Annotated in this window: 13 protein-coding genes; 2 read left to right on the top strand and 11 right to left on the bottom strand. The window is 63.7% G+C overall.

Going from position 1 to position 15288, the window contains the following annotated elements; genetic code table 11:
- Positions 1–64 precede the first annotated feature (64 nt).
- A complete protein-coding gene (locus HHL24_RS11580; RefSeq protein WP_169485616.1) occupies positions 65–1633 on the top strand; it encodes an efflux transporter outer membrane subunit in 1569 nt (522 codons plus the stop codon).
- Between the two features lie 106 nt (positions 1634–1739).
- On the opposite strand, the gene HHL24_RS11585 is transcribed toward HHL24_RS11580, so the two are convergent.
- The 8 genes from HHL24_RS11585 to gspG all read right to left on the bottom strand — a co-directional run bounded on the left by HHL24_RS11585 (position 1740) and on the right by gspG (position 8740).
- The gene (locus HHL24_RS11585) at positions 1740–2519 is read right to left on the bottom strand and encodes a type II secretion system protein N (protein WP_169485617.1); all 780 of its coding nucleotides are present in this window, start codon (positions 2517–2519) and stop codon (positions 1740–1742) included.
- A 22-nt stretch (positions 2520–2541) separates the two neighbouring features.
- Positions 2542–3045, bottom strand: a complete 504-nt coding sequence (locus tag HHL24_RS11590; protein WP_169485618.1) for a type II secretion system protein M — start codon at positions 3043–3045, stop codon at positions 2542–2544.
- On the bottom strand, positions 3042–4463 hold the full coding sequence (gene gspL, locus HHL24_RS11595; protein WP_169485619.1) for a type II secretion system protein GspL: 1422 nt from the start codon (positions 4461–4463) through the stop codon (positions 3042–3044). The genes HHL24_RS11590 and gspL overlap by 4 nt, the downstream gene beginning before the upstream one ends.
- Before the next feature lie 28 nt (positions 4464–4491).
- Positions 4492–5823, bottom strand: coding sequence for a type II secretion system minor pseudopilin GspK (gspK, locus tag HHL24_RS11600; RefSeq protein WP_230417413.1), 1332 nt, complete (start codon positions 5821–5823; stop codon positions 4492–4494).
- 673 nt (positions 5824–6496) lie between these two features.
- Positions 6497–7174, bottom strand: coding sequence for a prepilin-type N-terminal cleavage/methylation domain-containing protein (locus HHL24_RS11605; protein WP_169485620.1), 678 nt, complete (start codon positions 7172–7174; stop codon positions 6497–6499).
- Entirely contained in the window at positions 7152–7568 is a 417-nt protein-coding gene (gene gspI / locus HHL24_RS11610; RefSeq protein WP_230417414.1) for a type II secretion system minor pseudopilin GspI, read from the bottom strand. The genes HHL24_RS11605 and gspI overlap by 23 nt, the downstream gene beginning before the upstream one ends.
- Position 7569: 1 nt before the next feature.
- Entirely contained in the window at positions 7570–8139 is a 570-nt protein-coding gene (locus HHL24_RS11615) for a GspH/FimT family pseudopilin (protein WP_169485621.1), read from the bottom strand.
- Between the two features lie 136 nt (positions 8140–8275).
- The gene (gene gspG / locus HHL24_RS11620) at positions 8276–8740 is read right to left on the bottom strand and encodes a type II secretion system major pseudopilin GspG (RefSeq protein WP_169485622.1); all 465 of its coding nucleotides are present in this window, start codon (positions 8738–8740) and stop codon (positions 8276–8278) included.
- 262 nt (positions 8741–9002) lie between these two features.
- On the opposite strand from gspG, the gene HHL24_RS11625 reads away from it, so the two are divergent.
- Complete coding sequence (locus tag HHL24_RS11625) at positions 9003–9416, top strand: type II secretion system protein N (RefSeq protein ID WP_169485623.1); 414 nt, start codon at positions 9003–9005, stop codon at positions 9414–9416.
- Positions 9417–9620: 204 nt separating this feature from the next.
- On the opposite strand, the gene gspF is transcribed toward HHL24_RS11625, so the two are convergent.
- From gspF to gspD, 3 genes are read right to left on the bottom strand one after another with little or no spacing between them, the layout of a single operon-like run.
- A complete protein-coding gene (gene gspF, locus HHL24_RS11630) occupies positions 9621–10838 on the bottom strand; it encodes a type II secretion system inner membrane protein GspF (protein WP_169485624.1) in 1218 nt (405 codons plus the stop codon).
- 4 nt (positions 10839–10842) lie between these two features.
- Positions 10843–12393: a type II secretion system ATPase GspE gene (gene gspE / locus HHL24_RS11635; RefSeq protein ID WP_329606613.1), complete on the bottom strand. Its 1551-nt coding sequence runs from the start codon at positions 12391–12393 to the stop codon at positions 10843–10845.
- The gene (gspD, locus tag HHL24_RS11640; protein ID WP_169485625.1) at positions 12390–14780 is read right to left on the bottom strand and encodes a type II secretion system secretin GspD; all 2391 of its coding nucleotides are present in this window, start codon (positions 14778–14780) and stop codon (positions 12390–12392) included. Before gspD ends, gspE begins: the two co-directional genes overlap by 4 nt.
- Positions 14781–15288: the final 508 nt, after the last annotated feature.

Consider the following 15288-nt stretch of genomic DNA (forward strand, 5'->3'; position numbering starts at 1 on the left):
TGATCTCGCCCGGCCGGCAGTGCCGCCATCGGCCGCACTGCGGCGTCCTGAAGGAATCCATTGCATGCAGTTTGATCGAATCTCGCGCGCGCGGACGCTTGCGCCCCGCGCCCTGACTATTGCAGTAGCCGCTGCCCTCGCCACCCTGCTGGCCGGGTGTGCGGTCGGCCCTGACTACAAGCGGCCCGCGGCCGAAATCCCCGCGTCCTATAAGGAAGCCGCACCCGGCTGGAAAGTCGCCCAGCCGGCCGATCAGCAAGACCGCGGCGACTGGTGGACCATCTACGAAGACCCGCAACTCAACGCGCTCGAAGACAAGCTGAACGCGTCGAATCAGACCATCGCCCAATTTGCCGCCGCCTATCGCCAGGCACGTGCGCTGGTCGGCGAAGCGCGCGCGGCGTATTTCCCGACCGTCGGGGCATCGGCAGGCGGTACGCGTTCCGGCTTTGGTTCGTCGTCCAGTGGCAACGCGACCACCACCTCAAGCCGCTCCGGCGTCAACAACAGCTACAACGTGCAACTCGACGCAAGCTGGGAGCCGGACTTGTGGGGTTCGGTCACCCGCTCGGTGAATTCGCAGAAAGCCGGCCAACAGGGCGCGGCCGCCGATCTGGCGAATGCGCGGCTGTCCGCCCAGGCCACGCTCGCGCAAACCTATTTCTCGCTGCGTGCGCTCGACTCCACCCAGAAGCTGCTCGACGACACCGTCGTCGCCTATCAGCGCTCGCTGCAGCTCACGCAGAATCAGTACGCGGCGGGCGTCGCCGCACGCTCGGACGTCATTCAGGCACAAACGCAGTTGCAATCGGCGCAAGCGGCCGCAATCGACAACGGTGTGCAGCGCGCGCAGGACGAGCACGCGATCGCCGTGCTCGTCGGCGAGCCGGCCTCGACCTTCTCGATTCCGCCGATGCCGCTGACCGCCACGCCGCCCGCCGTGCCCGCGCAGATGCCGTCGGCGCTGCTCGAGCGGCGTCCGGATATTGCGTCGGCCGAGCGCAAGGCGGCGGCGGCGAACGAACAGATCGGCGTCGCCATCGCGGCGTTCTTCCCGTCGCTCACGCTGTCGGCTACCGGCGGCTTCGAAAGTTCGGTGTTCTCGCAGCTGCTGACCTTGCCGTCGCGCTTCTGGACGCTCGGCCCGCAACTCGCCGGCACGATCTTCGACGCCGGCTTGCGACAGGCAAAGACCGAAGCCGCTCGCGCTGTCTACGATCAGGACGTCGCGACGTACCGTCAAACGATTCTGGCGGCGTTCCAGGACGTCGAAGACAATCTCGCCTCGCAGCGCATCCTTGAACAGGAAATCGTCGTGCAGCGGCAAGCGGTGGATTCGGCGCGTCAGGCGGTCACCATCGTCACGAACGAGTACAAAGCGGGTACGGTCGGCTACGTCAACGTGCTGACCGCGCAGACCACGGCCTTCCTGACTGAGCAGAAGCTCGAGAGCCTCGCAGGGCAGCGGATGGTGTCGTCGGTGGGTCTGGTAAAGGCGCTCGGCGGTGGTTGGGATGCGTCGCAAATGAATCGCGAAACGGGCGATATGGCGGCGCCCGCGCCGCTGCCGGCAGCGTCGGCCACGCCGGTGGCGCAAAGCGGCGCCGCGCCGCAACCGGCGCAGAGCAACTAGGCGCGCGGGGCAAACCGGCCCCCGCTTCGCACTGCCCGAACTGCGGCGGTGAGAACGGCGAGCCTATCCCCGCACCGCAATCGCGCACGCGCGCGAGGCATCCGCCTCAGCGCACGAACGTCAACGCAACCGTATCGGGTCCGCTTGGCCGGCCCAAGAGATTCAACAGCCCCGCGAGGTTGTCGCGCGCTTCCGGGGCGGCACTGGCCGTCCCATGAAACGATGTCGAGACTGCCGACACCGCACCGTTGCCGGTTAGCATCAGCGGCCCCTTGAGGGTCGTCAGATCAAGCGTGGACGACGTACCCTGCGCCTGGAACAGCAGCCGATAAGAGCCCAGCGGCTTGACCAGCGAAACGCGCGAACTGACATCGTTGAGCGTCACGGTCAGCTGGCCGAACGCCTCCTGATTGAAGCTGCGCCAATCCGACCATGCCAGGCGCACGTCGCCTTGCAGATCGAGCGTATTGAACGGTGCGCCGAGGCCGCTCAGCAGCGACGCCGGCACCGCCATCGCGCCCGGCGAAACGGTGGCGCTGCGCGGGGTGATATCGACGGTGATCGGGTCGGGCATCGCTTCGCTGTGCCGCATGATCATCCGTACACGGCCGGTGAAGAGCGGCCAGAACGCCGTGCGCCATTCGATCCGCCCCGGCAGCAGGGTCGCCGCGCTCATGTCGGAACCGGCGGCGAGCATCAGCGTGGCCGAGCCGTGCCACAGCGAGCCGGCCGGATCGACGAGATTGACGTGGCCCCGGGTCTGTTTGGCGAACTGCGGCGTAATCCAGGCGGCCGGCAACAGCGTGAGCATCACGGCGGCGCTCGCCAGCACCGCGACCGCCAGCCAGGGTAGCGCGACGCGCAGGCGCCGCATCCAGTAAGTCATGCGAGATCCTGTAACAGCGCGGTCATTTCGCGGTAGACGGCTGCAGCGACGCCGTCAGGTCCACCTGGCCGTCTTCCTTGAGGGCGGTGACGTGCGCCTCGGCGACCTGCACCTTGAACTGCTTGCGCGCGTCGTCGACCCAGCTCGTCCACGCGGGGAACGACGCATTCTTCATCTGAATCTGCACCGCGTTACCGATCACCTGTACCTGGGTCGCGGCAAGGCCGTGATCGCTGAGCGAGGCGGTAAGCGCGTCCTTCAGCGCAGCGCCAGTCGGCGCGACACCTTGAGCCGCTGCGGAGAGCTGGCGTGCCTCATTCGACTCCGCGGTCATCTGTGCCAACTGACGCTGCAAGCTGGGCAGCGATTCACGCAGATGCGCGCGGCCATCCTGTGCCGGCGCCCACAGCACCGACCACGCGATCACCACGGCCAGCGCCCCGCCGCCCCATACCAGCAGCGTTTTTTCGCGCTCGGTGCGCTGGTCCCAGAATCCAGCCCAGCTTTGGGCGAGTTCAGCTTTCATTGTCCGTTCCTGATGGTCCACTTGCCGGTGTTGCTGTCGATCGCGCCGGTCAGGCCGTTGCGCGCAAGGCGCTTGGCGAAATCAGCGTCGAGTTTCACCTCGGGCTTGAAGGTCACATCCAGCCGCCGGTCGTGATAGTCGAGCGCCGCGATGCCGTTGACCGGCACCGGCGCCAACGAACGCGCGAGGCCGTCGGCGAGCGACAAAAAATCGTCCGGCGACAGTTCACCCGCCGCCACCCGCAACTGCTGCAACTGGCGCGACATCTGATCGGGCGCATCGAGCACGACCGTCGTCTTCGGGAAAGTGTTGAGGAGCAGCTCGGTCATCTGCGTGTTGATTGCGTCGCGCTCACGCGAGAGCATCAGCCACTGCACGTTCGCGCCGACAAGCGCGATCACCAGCGCGCCGACCGCCAGCATGACCGGCAGGCGCAGACGCCGCAACGTCGCGCGGTCGAGCCGCCACGGTTGCGAGGCAAATTCGAACTGACACAGGTCGAAGCGGCACGCCAGCGCGCGGCGCGCAAGTTGCTCGAACGGCAACGGGCTGGCCCCGTGCACGTAGGCGGCGAGCTTCGCCGGACTGGTTGCTGCGAGACTCGGCTCGTTGCCGGGCACCTCGGTCAGCATGTACAGCGAGACCGGCGCTGCGCCGGCGAGCGCGCTGAGCGTCGCGTTCACGGCGCTAGCCGGCACCGCCAGTCCTTCGCCTTGCACGCCGCGCGCGATAGCCAGCTCGACGCGTGGCGCGCCGTTGGCCACCATGTTTTCGACTGCGCCTTCAAGTAGCAACGCGGGCGCGGTCTGGACAACGGCGCCGAGCACGGCCGCCACCATCGGCAACACCGACGCGACGCCTGGCGCCACCACCGGCGCGACACCCGGCAGCGACGTCGCCACGCTAGCGGAGCCCGCCATGACCGGCTCGCCCGCATTGACCATTTCCGCGACTTCGGCGGGTGTATCGAGCGGGACGCCTTGCGGCAGACAGCGCGTGACCGGCACGGCGCGCACGCTGCGGTGGCCGGCTGCGGCAAAGCCTTCGCAGATGAAGCGGAACCAGCCGCGGTCGATGATCGCGAGCAACTGCCGGCCGCCCGCGACCGGCTGCGGATCGACGGCGATGTGACAGGTTTGCGGGTCCTGGATCAGCTGATCCTCGACGATATTGGGCAATGCCTGACGCAGCCGCGGGCCGCGCAATGGCGGCAGCTTGGCGGGCATCATCAGCAGGTCGCGGGCGGCGACCATCAGCACCGTCGACGAGGCGCGCGGCAGCAGCGCGAGCGCCGAGCGGCCCGCGCGTTGGGTGCGGCCCGACTTGTCGAGCAACACGAACGGCAACTCCGGCAGTTGCCATTCCTGCGATGGCACCGCCGGATCACGCGGCGGCAATAGAACGATCAGCGTGCTCAAAGGCCACTCTCTCTGGGAAAGGCGTTATTCATAGTTGATCTTGTACCCGCACGATACGCGTAGTGTGAGTCAATGCATCGCGATAGACGAGGGTCGTGCGGTCCACTTCCGCACGTTCGTGCTGCACACGGCCGTGAATCAGAAAGTAGTTCGTGTTGACGTCCATTTCATTCGGATCGATTGTGGCCGACGGTACGCCGGCGCCGCTCAAGGCGAGTTGCACGTCGCTGACGTTATGGAAAAACACTGTCTGCCGACGCGCGACGAAGGCTTGCGCGGCGGACAGGCTCATTCCCGGCACGATCGCCGCGATGACTTCGGCGGAAGCCGTATTCATGTTGACCGGCGACACGGTCGGCAGCACGGTGACGAACGGCCGCAAGCGCGCGACCATTTCCGGCGTATAGCCGGGGATATCGAGCAGCGAATCGACGCTGGTCATTTGCAGCGGCGCGACCGCCGCGTTGTCGTCGCCGTCTTCGATACCGGGTTTGTCGGTGAAGCTGCCGCCGGTGGCGCCGCCGCCCGCGGTGATCGGGGTCGCCGTTGTCCCGCTGGGGGACGTGACCTGCTGAAAACGTGTCGCCGATTGAGCGAGACTCGTGCGAACCTGGACGGCGGTGGCTTTCGCCAGCTGGCTGTTTACGCCGAGCGACACGAGCAGACGCTGATAGGCGCCGATCTGTTCCGTGTTCAGTTGCATGATGCCGGGAGCTGGGCTCGAGACCAGATTACGGAGGTTGAATTTCGCCTGGGCGTCTTCGATTGAACCTGAGAGGAAGGTCTCCTGGCCTTGCTCGGCTCTGACTTCACCTATTTGTCCGAGGAAATCCGACAGGCGGGTTTTGGCGATGGGGACGCCCCATAGGCCGCCTAAATAGGTGATGCCTGCTGAGGTGTCGCCCTCTGAGCGGAGGATCAGGCGCGTCCAGTCAAGCGCGCCTCGTGCGATCCATTGCGCCTGGGATAGGAGGCGCTGGTTTTCTATCCTTCGGATTTGGACTTGCTGGCGCCAGAGCATGCCCGATACCAGGATCGCTGATAGCGCGACTACTAGTAGGGCGCTGATGATGGCAACTCCGTGTTGGGTTGCCTGCGCTGAGGTCGGTTGTTTGCCTGCGGCGCTGGTCTTTTCTTGGCTTTTTTGCCTGCTTGGCGTTTTTGTCTGTGCGCTTGCGGTGTTGGCCTTTTCTTGGCTTCTCTGCCGACTGCTCGGCGCTTTTGTCTGTGCGCTTACGGCGTTGGCCTTTCCTTGTTTTGCTTTTGGTTTATTAGCGTTCCCCCTGTGCGGGGGGGCACCTACTTTTCTTTGCCGGCTGCAAAGAAAAGTAGGCAAAAGAAAGCAGCTCAAACCGCTCATGCTAAGCGGGAACCGTAGCTCAGAACCGCCAGTGGCTCCGTGGAATCCGTGTTCTCTCACATTCGGCGTCAGTGACAAAGGCGTCATTCTTCCGGCGGCGCTGCGCGCGCCGAAGCGTACTTCAGAAAACCAGTGCTCAGATTTTTTTGCAGCAGGTGCCGTCGACTTCGCCTCGGCGAGGTGCCTGATTAGTCGGTGGCGAATTGCACAGGCGCTCGAAGTGAAAGGCAGTAATTGCGAATGGGGCGGGACCGAGCGAACCACTGGTTTTTTGAAGTGCTCTTCCGGCGAGCACGTAGTGCGAGACGGGAGGTATGACGCCCTTGTCACAGACGCCTGAAGGGGCAGGGGCACTGACTCCACGGAGCCACTACGCCTTCCAGGCAAAGGTGCCCACTTAGCATTAGCGGTTTGAGCCGCTTTCTTTTGCCTACTTTTCTTTGCGGCGGCAAAGAAAAGTAGGTGCCTGCCCCGCACAGGGGCGACGCTAATAGACGAAAAGCAATTCAAGGAAAGGCCAACGCCATAAGAGCGCAGACAAAACCGCCAGGCAGCAGGCAAAGGAGCCAAGGAAAAGCACCGCCGCAGGCGCCCAGACACAGAGCGTCGCGGAGACAACAACAACGAAAACGAAAATCCAGACCGTCGCGGAGACAAAAAAGAAAACCTCATTTCATTCTCCGACGAGAAAAACCCGCGTAATAGGCCGCGCCAACGACTTACCCCCGACACTCACTTCCAGCCCAGTCACCGACCGCGGCAGCGGCGCATTCCCCAACTGGGGCACCTTCAAATTATTATCGTTCTCCGTAATCGCACTCTGCACATCCTTCATCTGCGTGGACCAGCCAACCTTCGGCACATACAAACGAGCCGAAATAGCACCGACGCCGCCCATCAAAGGCACCGCCGTCCAGTCATCTCCCTCGCCACCGCGCAGCGCACTCCGCAACTCGCCCACATTCTCCAACGGCGGCGACGCATACCGAACCACACGCCCCTCGGACACGCGATACCTCACCACCTGCAAACGTGGCGCGGTCCCCGGCAACAACGTCTCCCGCACGATCTGCAGCACGCTGCCGCTGACCGACACGGCCGCCTGGCCAGCCTCATCATCCGACGCGGCCTGCCGCGCGTCGATCCGCATCTGGTCGAATAGCTGCGCAAAGACGCGCTCGTCTTCCATCGCGTTCGTAATCGTCTGCCGGCCACGAATGATCTGGTCCAACCCGCGCCACGACAACACGGCAATCACCGCCATGATCGCAATCGCAACCAGCAACTCGATCAGCGTGAAACCACGCGCGCCCATTCGGCCGCGGCGCTTAGAGCGAACGGTTGTTTTCATTCGCGACCACCGTCACCATCTGGGCAAGATTGCCGGAACGCCCAGGCGTCGTCACCATCACTTCCACGCGGCGAAACACCGGGTTCGGCGTCGCCGTCACTTGCTCGGTACAGATCAACTCCAAATTGCCCTGCGAGCAGTCAAAACTCGTCGAGCCGACGTTCGGCCAGCCATGCGTCAAATGCAATTGCGCCAGCGCATTGTCCGCGCTCCATCCCGCCAGTAGCCGTTGATGCAAATCGGCTTCGCCGTTCGCCAGACTCCCCACCGCACGCAAGGACGCCGCCAACGCAATCGCAATGATCGCCAGCGCCACCAGCACTTCGATCATCGTAAAACCGCGCTGCGAATCACACTGCGATACGCGCGCGCCCATGTCCCTGCAACGACGCATCTCAGTGCACCTCATAGCGGCCGTTGCCGGTGCCGACGATCGTCGCGCTCCCCACAGCCGAAAACAGCGTGATCTGCACGGGCACGTCGATCGCTTCGGTACCGAACACGACACGGCTCGGGTGCGAATCCGACCCAGGGTAATTGATCGTTACGCCGGTCACGCCGCCTTCCCAGTTGCGCGGCCCGAGCAGATCGTCACGCAGCGGACGCCAGCCGTCCTCGGTACGCAGATCGAAACGAAAGCCGCCGTCGAGCGGCTGCCAGGCGATCGGCCGTGCGCGCACCTGCGCTTCGTCGCCGGCCGATTCGAACAGCAGCGCGAGACGCTGCGCTTCTTCGTTCAGATCGGTGCGCGGGTTGCGGGTCATCGTCAGCGCTGTCAGCGATACCAGAATGCCCGCGATCACCAGCACCACCATCATTTCCAGCAGCGTAAAACCCGCCGCACGCTTCGGGCCGCCTGCGCGTGGATCCCGCGGGTCGCGCACACGCGCGCCGGCGCACACCGTGCCCGGCAGTGGTGCCGTACACGGAGCGTCCACACAGGACTTGCAAGCGGACAGTCGCATAGTGCCGGCCACGAACGATCAACTAAAGATCAGAAAAACAATGAGTCGATAAGACGCGCGGTGGATCGCCAAAGAGCAGGGCGACCCGGCGCGCCTGATAAATCAACGGCGCTTAATGAACTACTCAACTACCGGACTACTGCCACGAACCGATGTCGGCGTCGTTGCCTTCGCCGCCCGGTTTACCGTCTGCCCCATAGCTGAACACGTCGATTTCGCCATGCACGCCCGGGTTCAGATACTGGTAGGTATTGCCCCACGGATCGTTCGGCAGACGTTCGAGGTAACCGCCGTCCTTCCAGTTGCTCGGCACCGGGTCCGTGGTCGGCTTTTCGATCAGCGCGCGCAGGCCTTGCTCTTGAGTCGGGTAACGCCCATTGTCGAGACGGTAGAGTTTCAGCGCCTGCATCACCGTGCCGATGTCCTGCTTGGCAGCCACGCGGCGCGCTTCGTCCGGACGGCTCATGATTTTCGGCACGATCAACGCAGCCAGAATGCCCAGAATCGCGATCACGACCATGATTTCAATCAGCGTAAAACCGCGTTGACGACGGCTGCGCGGACCCGCGATTTCGATACGGCGAGTGGTCGACAGTTGCATAGCTTGCTACCTCTTTTCAGGTGAAATTTTTGATCGGGCGGGATTCGCGTGTCAGGTAATCAGGGTGCCATTGAACACGCCCGGCCGGTCATTCTAATGTCATGTTCTTGAAGGGTTGCGACAAAACGCCGGGCCGCCCCAAGTTTCCGCTCCGCAGGGAGCCCGTTGAGGGATCGCCCCCCTTCGGGGGCCTGGCACGAAGCGCCAGGTTAGGGGTGCTTTCCACCAACGCAATTTTCACAATAGTCCGTACAATATGCGCATGAACGCCATTCAAATCCGCCTTCTGTCGCTCGCCCTGTTCGCCGTGTTTTGCGCGACGTTGACCTACTGGGTCATCACGCTCTCCACGATGTCCGGCGCGCCGTTGCCCGCTGCCGCCGCGCATGCGCAGGTCTCGACCGAACAGGCCGCCACGCTGTTCGGCGGCCAGCTCACCCGCGGCGCCAACCAGGACGTGCATCTGTTCGGCATCCTCGCTTTGCGCGAAGGCGCTGCGGCCATCGTCAGCGTCGGCGGCGAACCGCCGCATGCGGTGTCGCTCGGCAGCACGCTCATGCAAGGCGCCAAACTCTCCGAGGTCCGCGCTCGCTCGATCATCATCGACCGCAATGGCGCGCATTCCGAAGTGTTCCTGCCGGCCAATCCCGCAGGTCCTACCATCTACGTGCGCTGACTCAAGCGTTCTGCCTAAGCCGTTCTGCAAGCTTCAGCTGATTGCGCCATCCGACGCAATTGCCACATGCGGTGGCGCTGCGATTTGCTACATGCGGTCGCCACGCTTGCCACAGCAGGTTCCCCATGCGGCTGCCACCGTGTGGTTGCCACTGCGGTGGCAACATCAACCGCCGCAGCCCTGCCATCGAAGCCCCTCACCGCCTTACTGCACCAGGTTGTTCAACTCGATGATCGGCAGCATCACCGCCAGCACGATCACCAGCACCACACCTCCCATCGCCAGAATCAGCAACGGCTCGAGCAGGCTCGTCAGGAACATCGTGCGACGCTCCAACTCACGTGCTTCGCCGTCTGCTGCACGGTCGAGCATGGTCGTCACGTCGCCGGTTGCTTCACCCGAACGGATCAGGTGCACCAGCACCGGCGGAAACGTCTTCGTATTGCCCAGCGCGCGCGACAGGGACGTGCCTTCGCGCACACGCACGATCGCATCGTCGATGTTTTCACGCATCGCGTTGTTGCTGAGCGTTTCGGCGGCGGCTTGCAGCGCACGCAGAATCGGCACGCCCGCTGCCGTCAGAATGCCTAGCGTGCTGGCAAAGCGCACCGTGTTATAGCCGCGCACGAGTTTGCCGAGCAGCGGGGCGGTCAACAGCCACCGGTCGAAAGCGAGGCGCGGGCCGGGCTGCTTCAGGATCGAGCGCACCAGATACACCAGCGCGACCACACCGATCAGCATCGCCCACCACCAGTGCCGCACGAAACCGGACAGCGCCATCATCATGATGGTGAGAATCGGCAGTTGCTGTTTGGTGCTGGCGAACACGTTCACCACTTGCGGCACCACGTAGCTCAACAGAAACGTGACGATGCCGAAGGCGATGAGGGTTACGATCGCCGGATACGTGAACGCGAGCACGATCTTTTGCTTGAGCGCGTTGCGTTGCTCGATGTAGTCGGCGAGCCGCGAGAGCACGAGACCGAGCTTCCCGGTATGTTCACCGGCCGCGACCAGCGCGCGATAGATCTCGGGGAAATCTTTAGGATGCTGCGTCAGCGCATTCGCGAGCGAATGGCCGCCGAGCACTTCAGCGCGAATCGACGCCATCAGTTCGCGGATGTAATCACGCTCTGATTGTTCGGTCAGCACTGAAAGCGCTTCGTCGAGCGGCAAGCCGGCAATCAGCAGGCTGGCCAGTTGACGCGTGAGAATCGCCTGCTCGCGCTGCGACAAGCGCCGTCCCAGCGACAAGCGCTGATTACGCTCGCCACGGGTGCGTGTCGCAGCCGGCTCGACGACGAGCGGCGTCAGTCCTTGCGAACGCAGATTGGTCCGCGCGCCGCGTGCGCTGTCCGCGTCGAGCACGCCTTTTTGCGCCTTGCCCGCCGCATCGATCGCTTCGAAACGAAATGCCGGCATGACCTTATGCTCCGCCCGTCACGCGGATCACTTCTTCGAGCGACGTCAGCCCGGAGGCGAGCCAGCGGTCCGCGTCTTCGCGCAGCGTGCGCATGCCTTGCGCGCGGCCCGACGCAAGAATTTCCGCATCGGATGCGTTGCGGTGAACCAGTGAGCGGATTTCGTCGTCGATCAGCAGCAGTTCGTACACGCCGCGTCGGCCTGCGTAGCCGGACTGCCCGCACTTCTCGCAACCGACCGGGTGCCAGCGCACGCTGCCATCTTCTTCGACGCGTTCTTCGCGGCACACCGGGCACAAGCGCCGCACCAGCCGCTGCGCCAGCACGCCAAGCAGCGACGACGCCAGCAAATACGGCTCGACGCCCATGTCGGTCAAACGCGTCACCGCGGATGCCGCATCGTTCGTGTGCAGCGTCGCCAGCACAAGGTGGCCCGTCAGCGATGCCTGCACCGCGATCTGCGCGGTTTCCAGGTCGCGGATTTCACCGATCATGATGACGTCCGGGTCCTGCCGCAGAATCGAGCGCAGTGCCCGCGCGAAGGTCATGCCGATCCGCTCGTTGACCTGCGTCTGGCCGATGCCGGACAGGTCGTATTCGATCGGGTCTTCGACCGTCATGATGTTGGTCGTCGCGGTTTCGAGGCGCGACATCGACGCGTACAGCGTGGTCGTCTTACCCGAGCCGGTCGGGCCGGTCACCAGCACGATGCCGTGCGGCTTGCCAATCAGCTTGTCGAATTTGACGAGCGTGTCGGGCGCCATACCGAGGGCTTCGAGATTCAGGCGCGATGCGTCCTTTTCCAGCAGACGCAGCACCGCGCGTTCGCCGTGACCTGTGGGCAGTGTCGAGACACGCACGTCGACCGGGCGTCCGCCGACGCGCAGCGTGATACGGCCGTCCTGCGGCAGACGCTTCTCGGCAATATCGAGTTGCGCCATGATCTTGATCCGCGAGATCAGCGCGCCGTGCAGCGCTTTTTTCGGCCGCACGACATCGCGCAACGTGCCGTCGACGCGAAAGCGCACCACCGATGAAGTCTCGAAAGGCTCGATGTGAATATCCGAGGCCTGTTCGCGCGCCGCTTGCGTGAGCAGCGCGTTGATCATGCGGATGATCGGCGCGTCGTCTTCCGATTCGAGCAGATCCTCGACCTCGGGAATGTCCTGCATCAGGCGCGACAGATCGACTTCGCCTTCCACTTCGCCAACCACCTGCGCCGCGCTGCCATCCTGGCGCGCATAGGCCTGGTTGATCGCCTGGGCAAGTTCGTCAGCCGACACACGCACGACGGACAATGCGCCGAAGTTGCGCGCGACTTCGGCAAGCGCCGCGTCATTGGTGCGTTCGCTGATCCACACTTCGAGGCTGTCAGCGTGCTGATGCGCGACCAGAATCTGGCCGCTGCGGGCGAAGCCGTAGGGCACGAGGCGCGCGGCGACCGCCGACGGCGCGATGCGTTCGGCATGCTCCGCCACGACTGCGGGCGGAATCGCCGAGGCTTGCGTCGCTGTCCGCAACCCGGAAGCTGACGGCGGCGTGGACGGCGTGCTCACGGCTGCACTCCAGGCGACGCGGTGGACGGTACCGGGTTCGTCTGCACAGCGCCGCCATTCGTGACAGGGTTCGTCTGCACAACGCCACCGTTCGTGACAGGGTTCGTCTGCACAGTGCCGCCGTTCGTGATGACAGGGTTCGTCTGTACAGCGCCGCCGTTTGTGACCGGCGCCGGAGCAGAAACTGGCGGTGCCATCATCTGCTGACGGCGCATATTGTTCAGATCGAACAAGTTCATCGCGGGCGAGCCACCCTGGCTGGGGCCGATCGGCATCGGCGGCACAACCGGATCGTCCTTATCCTTGATCAGGTTGTTGTCCGACTTGTACGCACCCTGCACGCCCTGGATGTAGTCGTAACGGTTCGCCGTCACGGCCTGCGCGGTATCGCGATCGTTGATGATCACGGGGCGCAGGAACACCATCAGGTTGGTCTTGTTGCGGGTCTTCTGTTCCGAGCGGAACAACTGCCCGATCCACGGGATATCGCCCAGCAGCGGCACCTTGCTGTTGCTGACCTGGTAGTTGTCCTGCATCAGGCCGCCCAGCACGATGATCTCGCCGTTATCGGCAAGTACCGTCGACTGGATCGAACGCTTGGTGAACTCCGGGCCGGCGGGGTTGGTCGTCGCGTTGGTCGTGCCGTTCACGATCGCCGAGTCTTCCGTGTAGAGCTGCAGCTTGAGAATCCCGCCTTCGGTGATCTGCGGTTTCACGTGCAGCGTCAGACCGACGTCGACGCGGTCGTAGGTATTGAACGCCGAGGTCGCGGTGGAGCTCGAGAGGTTCGAATACGAACCGGTCTGGATCGGCACGTTCGTGCCGACGACGATCTTGGCTTCCTCGTTGTCAAGCGTGATGAGGTTAGGCGTCGACAGCACGTTCGCGTCAGCGGTCTGCGACAGCGCCTGCAGCAGCGCGCCGAGCCCCTGTACGCCGAAAATGTTGTGCACCCAGCCGACGTTGAGGCCCTGCTGGAGCTGCTGGGTTGCGAGCGCAGCACCGAGACCGCCAGTCGCCGCGGCCGCCGTGAGATTAATGATGCTGTTGCCGTTGCCGGTCGCCAGGTTGGTGCCGGCAAAGGTCGAACCGTTCGCGACCTGCCACTGAATGCCGAGATTGGCGTTCGTATTCGAGTTCAGTTCGACGATCAGCGCCTCGAGATAGACCTGCGCACGCCGCGCGTCGAGCTGGTCGATCACCGCCCGCAGGTTGCGGTACACCGGCTCGGACGCCGTGATGATCAGCGAGTTGGTCGCGGCGTCCGCCTGGATCATGCCGCCTGGCTGATTGTCGTCGCTCTTGCTCTTGTCGCTCCCGATCAGGTCGCCGGAACCGGAACCGCTCGAGCCGTATCCTCCCCCGCTGCCGCCCATCGGCGACGCCGTCGAGCTGCTTCCAAGTCCGCCCGACGGCAGCGGCGGCGTACCCGACGTGCCCGTCGAATTACCGCCCAATCCACCACCGCCGCCGTTCTGGTTGAACGAATTCGCTTCGTTCGAGCCGCCCGACGAGCCGGTGTCGCCCCCTTTCCCGAGCATCCCGCGCAGGGTCTTCGCGAGTCTCGTCGCGTCCGCATTGCGCAGTTGCACGACGTGCATATTGCCGGGCAGGGTGGTCGGCGCGTCGAGTTCCTTCGCCAACTGCTTCGCCGCCGCGAGCCGGCCGCCGTTCGACGCACGGATCAGCAGCGAGTTGGTGCGCGGGTCCGCGGTGATCGACACCTTCAGCGTCGCGTCGGTGCTACCGATCGCGCCGGGATCGAGCATCTTGGTCAGTTGCGCGGCGATATCGATCGCGTTCGCGTTCTTCACCGGCACCACCGACACCGACTGGCCCGCAGCCGTATCGATCCCCGCAATGATCTGAGCAATGCGCCGCACGTTGTCGGCGTAATCGGTCACGACAATGGTGTTGTTGGCCGGGTAGGCTGCGACCGTATTGTTCGGCGAGATCAGCGGACGCAAAACCGGCAGCAGGTTGTTGGCCGATTCGTTCTTCAGCACGAACACCTGCGTGACCACCTGATCGCCGCGCGCCACAGGCGCATTGCCGATGTAGGTCGGCACGCCTTGCAGCTTGGCATCGGCCTCGGGCACGACCTTCAGCACGCCGTGGTCTTGCACCAGCGCAAAGCCCTGCATCCGCAAAGCGGATTGCAAGGTCTTCAGTGCCTGGTCTTCAGGCACCGCATTTTCCGACACGAGGTTCAGCTGACCCTTCACGCGTGGGTCGACGATGATCGTTTTGCCGGTTGCCGCGCCAATCGCCTTGGCCACCTGGTCGATATCGGCGTTCACGAAGTTGAGTGTCACCTGTGCCTGTGCTGCCTGCGCGGTGATCAATCCAGCCACCAGCAGCGCCGTTGCGACGCGACGCAATGCCATACGATTTCTTCTCATGGAATGTGGGATCGATGCCGACGGCCACAGCCGTCGACGGTCATGCGCTGCGAACATTTGAGCAGGCCGCCGCCCTGTCGGTCTGCCAGCCAGCCTCATAGGCGATCAACGCCCCGGATGCCGACCATCCAATGTCCGAAAAAAATGAACAGTAACAGTTTTTCATGTCGGATTTGTCACAAAACAAACGGCTCCGTGCGATTACTCTAGAGACCGTTACGAACTGTCAATCAATTGAAAGCAATGAGCTTCTGTGCGCCGAGCCGCAGAAGCGCTTCGTTTTACGCGTGATTATGTCGGTTAGCCAACTTGACGCGTGTAGGTCTGCCGGTATGATACGAGCCGTTCGAGGTGCTGGTTGCGACTTGCTGACACGGGTTTTCCCCGATGCCCGACAAAGGCCCGGCCAGCGAGCCTTACCGGCTTCCAGCGACTGAACTATGGCCGATGTGATGCCTTACCAAACCTTACCCTTGCGAGTTGTTTAGTCGTC

The sequence above is a fragment of the Paraburkholderia polaris genome, assembly GCF_012927345.1.
Classification (GTDB): Bacteria; Pseudomonadota; Gammaproteobacteria; order Burkholderiales; family Burkholderiaceae; genus Paraburkholderia; species Paraburkholderia polaris.

Excerpts from the sequence above, each read along its gene's own strand:
- HHL24_RS11580 (WP_169485616.1), top strand. The coding sequence starts at position 65 with ATGCAGTTTGATCGAATCTCGCGCGCGCGGACGCTTGCGCCCCGCGCC.
- HHL24_RS11585 (WP_169485617.1), bottom strand. The coding sequence starts at position 2,519 with ATGACTTACTGGATGCGGCGCCTGCGCGTCGCGCTACCCTGGCTGGCG.
- HHL24_RS11590 (WP_169485618.1), bottom strand. The coding sequence starts at position 3,045 with ATGAAAGCTGAACTCGCCCAAAGCTGGGCTGGATTCTGGGACCAGCGC.
- gspK (WP_230417413.1), bottom strand. The coding sequence starts at position 5,823 with ATGAGCGGTTTGAGCTGCTTTCTTTTGCCTACTTTTCTTTGCAGCCGG.
- HHL24_RS11605 (WP_169485620.1), bottom strand. The coding sequence starts at position 7,174 with ATGAAAACAACCGTTCGCTCTAAGCGCCGCGGCCGAATGGGCGCGCGT.
- gspI (WP_230417414.1), bottom strand. The coding sequence starts at position 7,568 with ATGCGTCGTTGCAGGGACATGGGCGCGCGCGTATCGCAGTGTGATTCG.
- HHL24_RS11615 (WP_169485621.1), bottom strand. The coding sequence starts at position 8,139 with ATGCGACTGTCCGCTTGCAAGTCCTGTGTGGACGCTCCGTGTACGGCA.
- gspG (WP_169485622.1), bottom strand. The coding sequence starts at position 8,740 with ATGCAACTGTCGACCACTCGCCGTATCGAAATCGCGGGTCCGCGCAGC.
- HHL24_RS11625 (WP_169485623.1), top strand. The coding sequence starts at position 9,003 with ATGAACGCCATTCAAATCCGCCTTCTGTCGCTCGCCCTGTTCGCCGTG.
- gspF (WP_169485624.1), bottom strand. The coding sequence starts at position 10,838 with ATGCCGGCATTTCGTTTCGAAGCGATCGATGCGGCGGGCAAGGCGCAA.
- gspD (WP_169485625.1), bottom strand. The coding sequence starts at position 14,780 with ATGGCATTGCGTCGCGTCGCAACGGCGCTGCTGGTGGCTGGATTGATC.